The 14,611-nt window shown below is 65.0% G+C and carries 11 protein-coding genes and 6 tRNA genes; 3 read left to right on the top strand and 14 right to left on the bottom strand.

Going from position 1 to position 14,611, the window contains the following annotated elements; translation table 11 throughout:
- Positions 1-48: 48 nt before the first annotated feature.
- Positions 49-1,695 carry an MFS transporter gene (locus tag ACE04A_RS20130; RefSeq protein ID WP_485820440.1) on the top strand — a complete coding sequence of 549 codons (1,647 nt, stop codon included), beginning with the start codon at positions 49-51 and terminating at the stop codon, positions 1,693-1,695.
- A gap of 17 nt (positions 1,696-1,712) precedes the next feature.
- Here the strand turns inward: ACE04A_RS20130 and ACE04A_RS20125 are convergent, their stop codons facing one another.
- The 9 genes from ACE04A_RS20125 to ACE04A_RS20085 form a co-directional block, all read right to left on the bottom strand.
- Positions 1,713-2,615, bottom strand: a complete 903-nt coding sequence (locus ACE04A_RS20125; RefSeq protein ID WP_485820439.1) for an EamA family transporter — start codon at positions 2,613-2,615, stop codon at positions 1,713-1,715.
- Entirely contained in the window at positions 2,606-3,667 is a 1,062-nt protein-coding gene (bioB, locus tag ACE04A_RS20120; RefSeq protein WP_448717685.1) for a biotin synthase BioB, read from the bottom strand. Before bioB ends, ACE04A_RS20125 begins: the two co-directional genes overlap by 10 nt.
- Positions 3,668-3,929: 262 nt before the next feature.
- Complete coding sequence (locus ACE04A_RS20115) at positions 3,930-5,423, bottom strand: PAS domain S-box protein (protein WP_279995250.1); 1,494 nt, start codon at positions 5,421-5,423, stop codon at positions 3,930-3,932.
- 284 nt (positions 5,424-5,707) lie between these two features.
- Positions 5,708-5,784, bottom strand: a tRNA-Asp gene (locus ACE04A_RS20110).
- Between the two features lie 69 nt (positions 5,785-5,853).
- Positions 5,854-5,929 (bottom strand) — tRNA-Glu (locus ACE04A_RS20105).
- A 45-nt stretch (positions 5,930-5,974) separates the two neighbouring features.
- Positions 5,975-6,050: transfer RNA gene (locus ACE04A_RS20100), tRNA-Ala, on the bottom strand.
- A 107-nt stretch (positions 6,051-6,157) separates the two neighbouring features.
- Positions 6,158-6,234: transfer RNA gene (locus ACE04A_RS20095), tRNA-Asp, on the bottom strand.
- Positions 6,235-6,303: 69 nt separating this feature from the next.
- Positions 6,304-6,379, bottom strand: a tRNA-Glu gene (locus ACE04A_RS20090).
- A gap of 48 nt (positions 6,380-6,427) precedes the next feature.
- Positions 6,428-6,503 (bottom strand) — tRNA-Ala (locus ACE04A_RS20085).
- Between the two features lie 360 nt (positions 6,504-6,863).
- Here ACE04A_RS20085 and ACE04A_RS20080 point away from each other — a divergent pair.
- A complete protein-coding gene (locus tag ACE04A_RS20080) occupies positions 6,864-7,919 on the top strand; it encodes an aldo/keto reductase (protein ID WP_448717686.1) in 1,056 nt (351 codons plus the stop codon).
- A 74-nt stretch (positions 7,920-7,993) separates the two neighbouring features.
- On the opposite strand, the gene lnt is transcribed toward ACE04A_RS20080, so the two are convergent.
- The 5 genes from lnt to miaB all read right to left on the bottom strand — a co-directional run bounded on the left by lnt (position 7,994) and on the right by miaB (position 13,647).
- Entirely contained in the window at positions 7,994-9,622 is a 1,629-nt protein-coding gene (gene lnt, locus ACE04A_RS20075; protein WP_259249588.1) for an apolipoprotein N-acyltransferase, read from the bottom strand.
- On the bottom strand, positions 9,619-10,509 hold the full coding sequence (locus ACE04A_RS20070; protein ID WP_259249587.1) for a CorC family transporter: 891 nt from the start codon (positions 10,507-10,509) through the stop codon (positions 9,619-9,621). Before ACE04A_RS20070 ends, lnt begins: the two co-directional genes overlap by 4 nt.
- 201 nt (positions 10,510-10,710) lie before the next feature.
- Positions 10,711-11,187, bottom strand: coding sequence for an rRNA maturation RNase YbeY (gene ybeY / locus ACE04A_RS20065; protein ID WP_259249585.1), 477 nt, complete (start codon positions 11,185-11,187; stop codon positions 10,711-10,713).
- Positions 11,177-12,199 (bottom strand): PhoH family protein, encoded by a 1,023-nt coding sequence (locus tag ACE04A_RS20060; protein WP_485820438.1) that lies wholly within the window; start codon positions 12,197-12,199, stop codon positions 11,177-11,179. Before ACE04A_RS20060 ends, ybeY begins: the two co-directional genes overlap by 11 nt.
- Positions 12,196-13,647: a tRNA (N6-isopentenyl adenosine(37)-C2)-methylthiotransferase MiaB gene (gene miaB, locus ACE04A_RS20055; protein ID WP_259249580.1), complete on the bottom strand. Its 1,452-nt coding sequence runs from the start codon at positions 13,645-13,647 to the stop codon at positions 12,196-12,198. The genes ACE04A_RS20060 and miaB overlap by 4 nt, the downstream gene beginning before the upstream one ends.
- Positions 13,648-13,819: 172 nt before the next feature.
- Between miaB and ACE04A_RS20050 the strand changes: the two genes are divergently transcribed.
- The gene (locus tag ACE04A_RS20050) at positions 13,820-14,587 is read left to right on the top strand and encodes a phosphatase PAP2 family protein (RefSeq protein ID WP_259249578.1); all 768 of its coding nucleotides are present in this window, start codon (positions 13,820-13,822) and stop codon (positions 14,585-14,587) included.
- The last annotated feature ends 24 nt before the right edge of the window (positions 14,588-14,611 follow it).

Genomic DNA, 14,611 nt, shown 5'->3' with positions numbered 1-14,611 from the left:
CTGCCTTTGCAGCCTGCCGCGCTAATGCCAGCAGCGGTTGCCAACGCCATGCTCGCCACCCTCTCCTCATTCTCGTCCCTGTATTTCGCGACCTTGCTGATGCTGATCGGCACAGGTCTGTTCAACACCTACATGGGCCTGCGCCTGACCGCGCAGTCCGTCAGCGAAGTGTGGATCGGCGCCTTGATCGCCGGCTACTACCTTGGCCTGGTGTGCGGCGCCCGATTGGGGCACAAGCTGATCATCCGCGTGGGCCACATCCGCGCGTTCGTCGCGTGCGCGGCCATCGCCACCAGCATGATCCTGGCCCAGACGCTGGTCGATTCCATGCCGCTGTGGTTGGTGTTCCGGCTGATTTCCGGCGTGGTGATGGTGACCGAATTCATGGTCATCGAAAGCTGGCTCAACGAACAAACTGAAAACCATCAGCGCGGCCGGGTGTTCTCGGTCTACATGGTGGTGTCCGGCCTGGGCACGGTGCTGGGGCAATTGGCGCTGACCGCCTATGCCACCCTCGATCTGCGGCCGTTGACGCTGGTGGCCATGTGCCTGGTGCTGTGTCTGGTGCCCATTGCCGTTACCGCGCGTTCGCACCCGCCCACGCCGCTGCCCGCGCCGTTGGACATCCGCTTTTTCATGCGCCGCGTGCCGCTGTCGATGACGGTGCTGTTCGTGGCGGGCAACCTGTCCGGCGCCTTTTATGGCCTGGCCGCCGTCTATGGCGCCAAGTACGGCCTGACGACCTCGCAAGCCGCCATCTTCGTGGCTGCCGCCGTCACGGCCGGCCTGCTGTCGCAATGGCCGATGGGCTGGCTGTCGGACCGCATCAACCGCGCCGGCCTGATTCGCTTCAACGCCTTGCTGCTGGTGCTGCTGCCCACGGTGATGTGGGGCTGGCTGACCTTGCCGTATTGGGCGTTGGTGGCCTTGTCCTGCGTCTTCGGCATCCTGCAATTCACGCTGTATCCGCTGGGCGCGGCATTCGCCAACGATCACGTGGAGTCCGAGCGCCGCGTCAGTCTGTCGGCCGTGCTGCTCATGACCTACGGCGTGGGCGCCTGTATTGGCCCCATGGTCGCGGGCCTGCTGATGTCGCTTGCCGGCCCCAGCATGTATTACGTGTTCATCTCGGCTTGCGCGCTGATCCTGGTGTGGCAGGTGCGCCCAACGCGCGTTACCGGCGCGCATCAGGTCGACGAGGCGCCGACGCATTTCGTGCCCATGCCCGACACCTTGCAAAGCTCGCCCGCCGCGGCGGTGCTGGACCCGCGCGTGGATCCGGAAATCGATATCGCGATGGAAATGGTGCAGCCTGATCCGGCGGCGGCAACGGTCTCGGCTGCGTCGGAGCCAACGGAACCGGCGGAGCCATCGGACTCATCGGAATCATCGGGACCATCGGAGCAGGCCGAGCAGTCGCAGCCTTCGGAGCCGGCACCCGTCGCTGCGCCGCTCACTCAAGAATGGCCGGCCGATGCAGCAGCAGCGCCGGCAGCCGACGCTGCGGCAGCCGATGCTGCGGCAGCCGATGCTGCGGCAGCCGATGCTGCGGCAGCCGACGCTGCGGCAGCCGGTGCTGCGGCAGCCGGTGCTGCGGCAGCCGATGGCACCGCGACCGACGCAGCCGCCTCTTCAACCGGCTCAACCAGCGACGCGGACGAAGCTGCCGAGCGCGAGCGCCGTACCGGCACCTAAGACCGGCCCGGCGCGGGTTACCAAGGCGCCATCAGCACGATGGCGGCCAGCGCCAGGGCGATGCCCAAGCCGTTGACCCGTGTCAGCGGCTCGCGGAACACCAAGGCCCCGCCCAGCGTGCCCAGGGTGATGACGCCCATGTTCATCGACGCGAATACCAGCGCCGGGTGCTCGGGCAGCGATTGGTGCGCGCGGATGTAGGTCAGGATATTGCCGAAGTTGAAAACGCCCAGCGCCACGCCTGCCAACAAGTGGCGGCGTTGCCAACGCACCCGGCGCGCCAGCAGATACACCAGCATCAGCCCTCCCGCCGACACGAACGCCAGCAGCAGCCCGGCGGCGAACGCGGTGCCGGCCCGCGCCACCTGCTTGAACAGGATGTCGATCACCCCATAGCCCACCCAGACCACCAGCGGCCATAGCCAGATGCCTTGGGCCGGCGCTGTGCCGGTGCCGGTGCCGGTGCCTGTGCCTGTGCCTGTGCCGGTGTCGGCCGACGGACGGCGCAGCAGGCAGGCCAATGCGCCGAACGCCAGCAGGATGGCCACCAGCTTGCGGCCGCTGACCGGTTCGCCAAACAGCAGAAACGCCGCCAGCAAGGGAATGAACAGCGACAGGCGCTGCGCCGCGTCGCTGCGCACGATGCCGGCGTGGCGCACCGCCGCCGCCATCGCCAGGAAAACGCTGGGCAGCAGCACGCCCAGCGCCGCCAGCACGGCCCACGGCGTGTGGGGCGCCAGCAGCGCGGCGGGGTCGGGTTTCAAGACGGCCCAGCAGAGCAGGGCGGCCACCGCGTAGTTCATGGTGATGGCCTGGCGCACGTCCACGTCATAGCGGCGCGCCAGCTTGAGCAGCACGGCCACGGTGACGCTGCACGTCACGCTGGCCAGCAGGTACAGGATGCCCGGCGTTAACGGCATGTCGGGGTTTGCTGCTGCTGCTGCTGCTGCTGCTGCTGCTGCTGCGCCCCGGCGGGCGCGGGGTGATCGCCTGCCTCCACATGCATGCCCAGACGCTGCAGCAGGCGTTGGTCGGCCTGCATTTGCGGATTGGCGGTGGTCAGCAGTGCGTCGCCGTAGAACATCGAGTTGGCGCCGGCCATGAAGCACAGGGCCTGGAGCGCGTCGTCCATGGCTTCGCGGCCCGCGGACAGGCGCACCGCCGCGCGCGGCATGGTGATGCGCGCCACGGCAATGGTGCGTACGAATTCAAAGGGGTCCAGCGCCTGGACGTCGGCCAGCGGCGTGCCTTCGACGTGCACCAGGTTGTTGATCGGCACCGACTCGGGGTAGGGATCCATGTTGGCCAGTTGGGCGATCAGCCCTGCGCGCTCTTGCCGCGATTCGCCCATGCCGACAATGCCGCCACAGCACACGTTGATGCCGGCGTCGCGCACGCGGTCCAGCGTATCCAGCCGGTCTTGATATGTGCGGGTGGAAATGATCTTGCCGTAGAACTCCGGCGATGTGTCCAGGTTGTGGTTGTAGTAGTCCAGCCCGGCGTCCTTCAGTTGCTCGGCCTGGCCGTCTTTCAACATGCCCAGCGTGACGCAGGTTTCCAGACCCAGCGCCTTGACCGCGCTGACCATCTGCGCCACGGCTTCCAGGTGATGCGGCTTGGGGCTGCGCCAGGCCGCGCCCATGCAGAAGCGCTGCGCTCCGCCCGCCTGGGCTGCCCGGGCGGCGGCGACCACCTCGTCCAGCGGCATCAGCTTGTCCGCATCCAGGCCGGTGTCGTAATGCGAGGACTGCGGGCAGTAGGCGCAGTCTTCGGGACAACCGCCCGTCTTGATCGACAAGAGGCTGGACAGCTGTACGGCGTTCGGGTCGAAGTGGGCGCGGTGCACCTGTTGCGCGCGGTGTACCAGGTCCATGAACGGCAGCGCGTAAAGCGCCAGGATGTCGGCGGTGCGCCAGGCCGGGGCGGGCAAGTGCTTGGACGTCGTCGGGACGGGAATGGTGGCGATATGCAAGGCGGGCTCCTGTCGGTCTTCCGGAAATCGCGCCGCATGCCAAAGCAGGCAAGGGCGGGATCGGCGGATCGTAAGAACCTGCGCAGGGTTTACGCAACGTGTGCCCGCAACCCGAAAATGAAGGGGACTTGCAAGGGTAATTGCCGCGGATGCGGGATTTAAGCGCGTGGCCTGATCTAACTCGGCGGCATCTTCGGTGATGCCGGACCCCTGAATATTTTGATTCTAATTGTAAAAATCGAGGGGTCCAGCCATGTCCGAATCAGTCCTTTGCGGACTTGTCGCGTACCCGGGCGGACTCGTGTCCCGTAATACCACGATCACGCGCCCACACGATGGCCGCGCTGCGCCGATGCACGCCGATCTTGCTGTAGATCGTGGCCACATGGTTGCGCACGGTATTGCGCGACAGCTTCAGGGCCTTGGCGATGGCGTCGTCATCGTGGCCCTGGCAAAGCAGGCCCAGCACTTCGCGTTCGCGGGTGGTCAGTTGCGCCAGTTCCGCAACGTCGCGGGAGGCGGGCGCGGGCTGGCGCAGTTGCGCGAGCTTTTCGATGATGCCGCGGCTGAACCAGGACGTGTCCTGCATCACCGCTTCAATCGCGGCCAGCAATTCAATTTCAGAGCGCTTGCGCTCGGTGATGTCCTGCATGACGATCAGCAACCGGCGCTGTCCGCCAATCATCACGGGCTCGGCCGACACCAGGCAGTCCAGCCTGCCACCGTCCGGGGTGGCCAGCGTGGCCTCGCGGTTGCGCGCGCTTTCGCCGCGCTTCAGGCTTGCGGCCATGCCTTCATAGGGTTGCAGGCCGATGTCGGTCAGGGCCTCGCCCGTGCTGGTTTCCAACGAGGCGCCCGTGACCGCCGCGAAAGCATCGTTGAAGTCCAGCACGCGCAGCGAATCGCCTTCGCAGACGGCCATGGGCACGGGGGCCAGCTTGAATGCCTTCGAGAAGCGCTCTTCGCTTTCGCGCAGCGCCGTCTCTGTTCGCTTGCGCGCTTCCAGGTCGATAAAGGTGAACAGCATGCAGGGCTCGTCGTGCATGTCGATGGGCTGGCCGGCGACCATCACGAACTTCGTCTCACCGTTTGCCAACTTCACCACGCCTTCGCGCTGCGGAATGGTCTTGCCTTCGTTCAGATTGGCCACCGCTTCTTCTTTGTTTTCGCCGCCGTCCAGTACGTCGAGTTCGTAGGCCGACTTGCCCAGCACGGTCTCGCGCGTGTAGCCCGTCATTTCCAGGAAGCCCTGGTTCACTTTCACGTAGCGCAGGTCGGATAGCCGGCAGATCAAGGCGGGCGCGGGGTTTGCGCCAAACGCGCGTTCGAAGCGTTCTTCGGCGTTGATCTGATCGGTTTGGTCGTGCAGGATCAGCACGCGGTAGTCGGCGTCCTTGTCGCCTTCCAGCTTGAGCCCGCGCGCACGCAGGTTGCGCAGGAATTCGTCATCGTCCTTGCGCCCCAGGTCCAGCAGCAGGTCGTCAAACGTTTCGCCGGCCGCCAGCAGGTCCAGTGGGTACTGGCGCGCGGGCACGCGATGGTGGTTGCGGTAGGTCAGCGTATAGCGTTTGCGATAGCCGGCGGGGGTGCCGCCCAGCGCCTCAAGAGTGTCCACGCCGTGTAATTCAAGTGCGCTGGTATTGGCCCAGGCGATCGAGCCATCGGGTTCAAGCAGGATGATGCCTTCATTCAAACCCGCAATGATGGCTTGCAGGTGCTGGCGATGCGCGTGGGGCGCGGCGGCGTTTGCGGTCACGTAGGCCTCTTCGGTTCGCGTGGCGTTAGCCCACAGGATGCAGGCGCGCGGCGATGCTGTCCAGAGAGCAAAACGGACGAGTCTTAGCGGGGGGGTAAAGCCGGGGGGATAGCGCTGGGGGATGGGGTCTTGATTGCGCGGCGAGATATGGCGCCGAAGAAGTGAAAGGCGATACGCAAGAAGTGGAAGGATATACGCGCGCAGAAAAGCAAAAAGCTCCGGAATCCGGAGCTTCAATGGCGTACTGCTGTGGTGTGCTGCAATGCTGGCAAGCACAAAGTGCTTGGCGGAGCGGACGGGGCTCGAACCCGCGACCCCCGGCGTGACAGGCCGGTATTCTAACCAACTGAACTACCGCTCCGCAGCGGTTTACTGAACTTCATCACTACACTGCGGTGTCAAGGCAGCTTGGAACTACATGCCAGTGAACTGGCGTCCCCTAGGGGATTCGAACCCCTGTACTCACCGTGAAAGGGTGATGTCCTAGGCCTCTAGACGAAGGGGACCTGAACTAACAGAACTGCAAACAACTTTACTACGGTACTGCATTGTGGTGGAGGTAAGCGGGATCGAACCGCTGACCTCTTGCATGCCATGCAAGCGCTCTCCCAGCTGAGCTATACCCCCACAGGGCGCCTTGGTGTTCCGAACGGCAAACAACAAGGTCTCACACTCTATAAAAGCAAAAAGCCCCGAAGACGGAGCTCTTGAAAGACCGAGAGCGAGAGAGCTTTTGGCGGAGCGGACGGGGCTCGAACCCGCGACCCCCGGCGTGACAGGCCGGTATTCTAACCAACTGAACTACCGCTCCGCAGCGGCTTACTCAACTACTTTGTCACTTCAACTGCACTTATCTACTTCTGTACTGCTGCCAGTAAACTGGCGTCCCCTAGGGGATTCGAACCCCTGTACTCACCGTGAAAGGGTGATGTCCTAGGCCTCTAGACGAAGGGGACTTGGACTTGCTGTACTGCATTACTGGTACTGCATTCTTCGCTGTTGACTGGTGGAGGTAAGCGGGATCGAACCGCTGACCTCTTGCATGCCATGCAAGCGCTCTCCCAGCTGAGCTATACCCCCGTTTCTCTAAGCAATGCCAGCTACGTTTTACGAGATAAACACACGTTTTATGGTGCGTTTTTCGTCGTTCGTTGCCGGTTTTGTTTAGTGCCGTTGGCGAAGAAACGAGATTATGCACGAACAAAAACAGGTGTGCAAGTCGATCGGGGGCAAAAACCTTAAAACCACAAAAAAAATGAGGGTTGGATGGCATTTTTTGCTTATTTTGTGACCGATTCATCGCAAAACAAGGGGCATCGATTTGTGCAGAATCCAGGAAAATCAAGGGCTTGTGCAGATGCTATCGTGAGAGGCAAAAAATTTCTTCATCCTGTGGCTTTCGCGTAGAAAAACCGGCGCGACAACATCGAGAATTCACGCATGAGCACGAAGACTTCGTTTCCCACTCGGCCGCTTGGCCGCAGCGGCATGGCCATTACGCGGATAGGTCTGGGCGCGTGGGCAATCGGCGGCAACGGCTGGGCGGTGGGGTGGGGGCCGCAAGACGATGCCGACTCCATCGCGGCGATCCGGCTGGCGGTGGACCGGGGCATCAACTGGATCGACACCGCCGCGGTCTACGGGCTGGGCCATTCCGAAGAGATTGTGCGCCGCGCGCTGGCGCAGATGGCGCCGGGTGAAAGGCCCTACGTGTTCACCAAATGCGGGCTGACCTGGTCGGCCGACAATCCCCAGGCGATGCCCCGCCGCACCGGCGCGCCCGCCAGCATCCGGCGCGAGATCGAGGGCTCGCTGCGCCGCCTGGGCGTGGAACGTATCGACCTTTACCAAATGCACTGGCCGGCCGGCGACGGCACGCCGATCGAGACCTATTGGCAGGAACTGCTGGACCTGAAACAGGAAGGCAAGGTGGGCGCGATCGGCTTGTCGAACCACAACCTGGCGCAGGTGCAGGATGCCGAGTCGCTGGGCCACGTAGATTCGCTTCAGCCGCCGTTCTCGGCAATTCAGCGCGCTGCCGCCGCTGACCTGATCCCGTGGTGCGCCGAGCACGACATCGGCGTAATCGTCTACAGCCCCCTGCAATCCGGATTGTTGAGCGGTGCGTTTTCCGCCGAGCGCGCGCGTGCGTTGCCGCCGGACGATTGGCGCGCCCGCAATGCGGAGTTTTCGCCGCCCAACCTGGACAGGAACCTGGCGCTGGCCGATGCCTTGAAACCCATTGCCGAACGGCATGGCACCACCGTGGCCGCGGTTGCCACCGCGTGGACGCTGGCTTGGCCCGGCGTCACCGGGGCGATCGTGGGCGCGCGCAGCGCCGCGCAGGTCAACGGTTTGCTGGGCGCGGCGGAACTGGAGTTGGATAGCGACGACATGGACGCCGTCGCTGAAGCGATTGAACTGACCGGCGCGGGCGCCGGACCTGTGCGCCCGCCCGATGACAGCGGCCGCTTGCCGGTCAACCTGTTCGCTTAGGTCTGGAGCCTGGATTTGGGTCTGGGACTGGACCTGGATCTGGACCTAAGCCCAGGTCTGGCCTCCGGGGCCGATCAGCCCCGGCGCGCCTTGCGGTGGCTGCCGATGGCGGCGATCAGCACCAGGCCCATCAGCGCCAACGCCAACTTGTCGCCGAAACGCGCGTAAGGGGTCAGCCCCGTCATGCCCTGGACCGACACCGGCAGCACGCCCGGCTGCAAGGGCGCGAGCTGGGCCGCCACATGGCCCTTGGCATCGATAGCGGCGGTGATGCCGGTATTGGTGGCCGTCAGCATGGGGCGCGCGGTTTCCATGGTGCGCAGGCGGCCGATCTGCAAATGCTGGCGCAAGGCCCACGAATTGCCGAACCAGCCCAGGTTGCTGACGTTGACCAGGATGGTCGCACCCGGTTCGCCGTTGGCGCCGGTCTGCAACGCGGGCAGCAGATCGGGGCCGAACAGATCTTCGTAGCAGATGTTGAAGGCGATGTGCTGGCCGCCCACTGCAAACGGCGTCTGGCGCGCCGCGCCGCGATCGAAATCGCCCAGCGGCATGTTCAACAGGTCGACGAACCAGTGGAATCCCGGCGGCACGTATTCGCCCCAAGGCACCAGATGGCGCTTGTCGTAGCGCATGGCGGTGTTGCCACGCACCAGTTGTTCGACCGGCGTGTTGCCGTCAAAGCCCATCACGCTGTTGGTGTAGCGGTCGCGGCCATCGACCTGGTCGTGCAAGGGCACGCCCATGGCGATCGTCATGTTGCCGCGCGCGGCCACGCCGCGCCAGGCGTCCCACGCGCGCGGATCCAGTTGGTCCTGGAAAATGGGCAGCACCGTTTCGGGCAGGATCACCAGTTGCGGCGCGGGCACGCCCTGGGCGGGGGGCAATGCCGTCATTTCCAGATGGCGCACCAGGCTTTGCTCCAGCAAGGCCGGATCAAATTTCTGCGACTGCTCGATGTTGCCCTGGATCAGCCGCACGTTGAGCGGGTCGCCCGTGGGGGCGGACCAATCCATGCGAGACAGCGGCCAGCCGACGGCGGCCAGCGCCACCGCGATGCCGGCCGCCATGGCCTGGCGCGAATCCATGGCCTTCTTGCGCGATGGCTGCCACAGGGTGGCGAGCGCGGCCGCGACGAAGGCCGCGATGAACGCCATGCCATGCACGCCCAGAATCGGCGCCCAGCCGGCGATGGGGCTGTCCACCTGCGCGTAGCCGATGTTCAGCCACGGGAAACCCGTCAGCAATACGGCGCGCAACCATTCGAAGCCGCCCCACATCGCGGCCCAGGTCAGGGTGGACGCAAGGATTCCCAGGGGCGTGGCGTCGGCGGTCAGGGGGGCATAGCGGCGCGTCAGCGCGCTGGCCGTGGCGGGAAACAAGGCCAGGAAGGCGGACAAGGCCAGCACGCCGGCCACGGCCAGCGGCGCGGCCAGATCGCCGTAGCGATGCATGCTGATGAACAGCCAGTACAGGCCCACCGCATAGGTGGCGAAGCCGAACAGCCAGCCACGCATCCAGGCCTGCCTGGCCGACGGCGCGGTCAGCGTGACGCGCGCCGCGATGGCCAGCATCAGAATCTGCGTGATCGCCAATGCCCAGCCGGGCAAGGGGCCGGGCGCGAAGGTCAGGGCGTGCACGGCGCCGGCCAGCGTCAAGCCGGCGGCGCCGCGCAGGAGGGTGCTGCGCGGGATACGGCTCATTCGTCGTCGGCGGGGCGGGCGGTTTGGGTGGGATCGTTGCGCTTGACGCGCAGCCAGATGGCGCGGCGGGCGTCGCCTCGGGCCACTTCCATGCGCAGGCCGTCGAATTCGGCGACGTCGCCCCGGCGCGGAATGCGGCCCAACTGGCCGCCCATCCAACCGCCGACGCTGTCGTATTCGTCATCGGGCAAGGCGCAGCCGAACACCTCGTTGAAGTGCGAGATGTCGGTGGCCGCCATGACGCGCCACTGGTTCTCGCCTTCGGGGAAGATCTCGTCTTCCTCGGTTTCGTCGAATTCGTCTTCGATTTCACCGACGATCTGTTCCAGCACGTCTTCCATCGTGACCAAGCCCGAAATACCGCCGTGCTCATCGATGACGATGGCTTGGTGGTTACGGCTGGCGCGGAATTCGTGCAGCAGCACGTTCAGGCGCTTGGATTCGGGAATGAACACGGCGGGGCGGACCAGCGTGCGCAGTTCGATGCCGGGTTCCAGCATGCAGCGCAAAAGGTCCTTGGCCAGCAGGATGCCGATGATGTTGTCGCGGTCGCCCTCATAGACCGGGAATCGCGAATGCGCGGTTTCGATCACCGAGGCCACCAGATAGGGGATGGGCTGCGTGACGTCCAGCAGATCCATGCGCGAGCGGGGAACCATGATGTCGCCAACGGTGCCTTCGGACACGGCCAGCGCACCCTTGATCATCTTGTAGGACTCGGCGTCCAGCAGGTGGCGATCGTGGGCGGCTTCCAGAATGGCCTTGATGCCTTCGCGGTCCTCGGGCTCTCGGCGCACAAGGGAAAGCAGGCGGTCTAGAAGGGATTTGGTGGCGGGTTTGGATGAGCGAGCAGTGGTCGCTTCAGGAGCAGGGTAAGGGTCAGACATCGTCCGGGAGGACAAGTTATGGAGGGGCCAGCATAACCGAAACTGAACCGCCTTTTGTTACGACGGCCCCGAAAATGGGGCCAAACAACGGCATCTGCGCCTTGCTGGCCGCCATTTCATAAGATTCGTAGGGGTAGACCCGGACCTCCGGGTCCACGTTGAACCTGCATGACTGACGCGTTGATCTCGCGGCTATCGACTTTAGTCGACCACGACGTACGGGTCGTTGATGCCCATCTGCGCCAGCGTGGCCGTCTCCAGCGCTTCCATGCGCTTGGCGTCGCGCGCCTTGATGTGGTCGTAGCCCAGCGAATGCAGCACGCCATGGATGGTCAGGTGGGCGGCGTGTTCAAGCAGCGGCTTGCGCTGCTCACGGGCCTCGCGCACCAGCACGGGCACGCACATCACGATATCGCCACGCGCCACGCCCACGGGGTCCACGCCGTACTCGAAAGTGAGCACGTTGGTGGCGTAGTCGCGTTCGCGGAAGTCGCGGTTCAGGCGGCGGCCCTCGGCCGCGCCGACCAGGCGCAGGCTGAGTTCGGCGGCCGAGAAATCCACCAGGCCATCTTCGGCGGCGGCCGCCAGCGCGCGCTCGGCCCACCGGCGCAGGCGCCAGCGGGGCAGGCGCGGCTCTTCCACGCCGTATTGCACGGACAGGGACAGATCAGGCTTCATTTTCAGAGGCGCGGTCGTAAGCGTCGACGATGCGGGCCACCAAGGGGTGGCGCACGACGTCGCGGCTGGTAAAGCGGGTGGTGGCGATGCCTTGCACGTCTTCAAGCACCTTGACCGCGTGGGCCAGACCGCTGTCTTGGCCGCGCGGCAGGTCCACCTGCGACGGGTCGCCGGTAATGACGGCCTTGCTGCCGAAGCCGATCCGCGTCAGGAACATTTTCATTTGTTCCGGCGTGGTGTTCTGCGCTTCATCCAGGATGACGAAGGCGTGGTTCAGCGTGCGGCCGCGCATGTAGGCCAGCGGCGCGATTTCGATGGTCTGTTTTTCAAACAGGCGCTGCACCTTCTCGAAGCCCATCAGGTCGTACAGCGCGTCGTACAGCGGGCGCAGATACGGGTCCACCTTCTGGGCCAGGTCACCCGGCAGGAAGCCCAGGCGTTCGCCGGCTTCGACGGCGGGGCGGGTCAGCACCAGGCGCTGCACCGTGTCGCGTTCCATGGCGTCGATGGCGCAAGCCACCGCCAGCCAGGTCTTGCCGGTGCCGGCCGGGCCAACGCCGAACGTGATGTCGTGCTTCAGGATGTTGTTCAGGTAGTCGCGCTGGCGCGGCGTGCGCGGGCGCAGGTCGCTGCGCTTGGTGCGCAGCGCGATGCTGTCGCTTTCGTCGTCCAGGGCGGGCAGCGGGGCGGCTTCGGGGGCCTGGGCTTCCTGTTTGTCTTCCTGGCGGCCAACGCCGATTTCGACCAGGCCCAGCTGGATGTCGTCCACCGACAGGGCGCGGTGCACGGCCTGTTCGTGAAAGCGCCGCAACACGCGGCCGGCCAGTTCAGCGCGTTCGCCTTCGATGGTGACGCGGCTGCCGCGGCGCGAAAGCTTCACTTCCATGCCATCGGCAAGCTGACGCAAATTTTCGTCCAGCGGGCCGCACAGGTTGGCCAGGTGGGTGTTGTCGCCGTCCAGATTGACGACGGCGGGCATGCTGCGACGGGCGCGGGAACGGGGAGTGGTCATTCGGCCTCTTGGGGAACGCGGTCCACATCGGCCACCCGGGCGCGCAACGAATTCGTGTGCGCTTCGGTGATGATGACGTCGACCATTTGTCCGATGAGCCGCGCGGGCGCGGCGAAATTCACGATGCGGTTGTTCTCGGTGCGGCCCATCAGCTCGTTGGGGTCGCGGCGCGAGGGGCCTTCGACCAACAGGCGCTGGCGGGTGCCGACCATGTTGCGGGCGATGGTGGCCGCCTGCTCGTTGATCAACGCTTGCAGGCGCTGCAGGCGGCGCAGTTTCACGTCTTGCGGCGTGTCGTCCGTCAGGTCGGCGGCGGGCGTGCCCGGGCGGCGCGAGTAGACGAACGAGAACGAGGTGTCGAAACCGACGTCCTCGATCAGCTTCATGGTCTTTTCGAAGTCTTCTTCGGTTTCGCCGGGAAAGCCCACGATGAAGTCCGACGACAGGGTCAGGTCAGGGCGCGCCGCGCGCAGGCGCCGCACCACCGACTTGAATTCCAGCGTGGTGTAGCCGCGCTTCATGCCGGCCAGCACGCGGTCGCTGCCGGCTTGCACGGGCAGGTGCAAAAACGACACCAGCTTGGGCAGGCGGGCGTAGGCGTCCACCATGCGCTGGGTCATTTCCTTGGGGTGCGAGGTCGTGTAGCGGATACGCTCGATGCCGGGAATCTCGTGCACGTATTCCAGCAGCATGGCGAAGTCGGCGATCTCGTCCGAGCCTTCCATCTTGCCGCGATAGGCGTTCACGTTTTGGCCCAGCAGCGTCACTTCCTTCACGCCCTGGTCGGCCAGGTCGGCCACTTCGATCAGCACGTCCTCGAACGGGCGCGAGACTTCCTCGCCGCGCGTGTACGGCACGACGCAGAAGCTGCAGTACTTGCTACAGCCTTCCATGATGGACACGAACGCCGTGGCGCCATCAACGCGCGGGGGCGGCATGTTGTCGAACTTTTCGATTTCCGGAAAGCTGATGTCCACTTGCGAGCGCCCTTCGGCGCGGCGGCGCGCGATCAGGTCGGGCAGGCGGTGCAGGGTCTGCGGCCCGAACACCACGTCCACGTACGGGGCGCGCTTGACGATGGCGGCGCCTTCCTGGCTGGCCACGCAGCCGCCCACGCCGATCACCAGGTTCGGATTGGTCTTCTTCAGGTGCTGCACCCGGCCCAGGTCCGAAAACACTTTTTCCTGCGCCTTTTCACGCACCGAACAGGTGTTGAACAGGATGACGTCGGCCTCTTCCGGGTTGTCGGTCAGTTCCAGGCCCTGGTCTCCGCGCAGCACGTCGGCCATCTTGTCCGAGTCGTACTCGTTCATCTGGCAGCCGAAGGTGCGGATGTACAGCTTGCGGGGGGAACCGGTGCCGGCGTCAGCGGCGGGAGTGTCAAGAACGGGCGCGGCGGGGGTGCCGTCGCCGGGCGCGTTGCCGCGCTTGAGGGAGGTAGCTTGCATGTTGGTCGCCGTGACGGGTGTAGATCCCGGGGGCTTCAATGAGGTGGAAAGGCGGAATTTTAACCCTTGCGTGGAAATTGTTTCTTTGCTGGGCGTGCGGGTGCCGTTACGATAGCGAGCCGGTTGTGTTTCAGCCGACAGTAATATTTCTTATTCTCCTTGAGCGTTACCGATGAATCCCGATCCCCTGACGCCCCAGGCCGCCGTTTCCGTGGCCCCTGCCGCGCCCGGCCTGTCCCCGCAGAACCCGATCCGCCACCCTGTTTCCTTAGTGACGTGGTTGCTGCTTGCCGGGGTGTTGGCGCTGGTGGCCGGCGCCTGCGCGCGCTGGATCGATCTGCCGCTGGCCATCTGGATCCAGCGGTCCGTGTCCGACGGCGTGAACCTGTCCTTTGAATGGATCGGGGAATTGGGCGAAAGCGGCCCGTACATCGGCGTGGCGCTGGCGTTTTACGTGGTCGGCCTGATTGGCCTGGCACGCGGCTGGAGCAACCCGCTGCGCATGAGCTACGCCAGCATGGCGCGCGGCAGCCTGCTGATGCTGTCCACCTTGGCGGTGGGCGGCCTGATTGTGCTTTTGCTGAAACGCTCGGTGGCGCGGGCGCGTCCCGAGTTGTTTTTCGAGAAGGGCATCTACGGCCTGGGCGAATCCTTTTCGCGCGCGCAGCAGTTCAATTCCTTCCCGTCCAGCCACACCTATGCGGCCTTCGCCGTGGCCGTCGTGCTGGCTATCCTGGCGCCGCGCTGGCGCGCGGTCTTTTATCTGTTGGCCGTGCTGGTGGCAATGAGCCGCCTGGTCAATCTGGACCACTACCTGTCGGACGTGATGACCGCGGCCGGCATCGCCTTCGTGGTGGGACACATGCTGGCGCCGCGCGTACTGGGCAGCCAGTACCAATGGCCACTGCGCGCGCCGTGGCGCTGGTGGAAGAAGGCGTAAGCCTGCGTGTGGGACAAAAAAAAA

It is taken from the genome of Achromobacter colocynthidis (assembly GCF_057334535.1).
The sequence above is the reverse complement of the archived record's forward strand: the minus strand, read 5'-3'. Positions and strand labels throughout refer to the sequence as shown.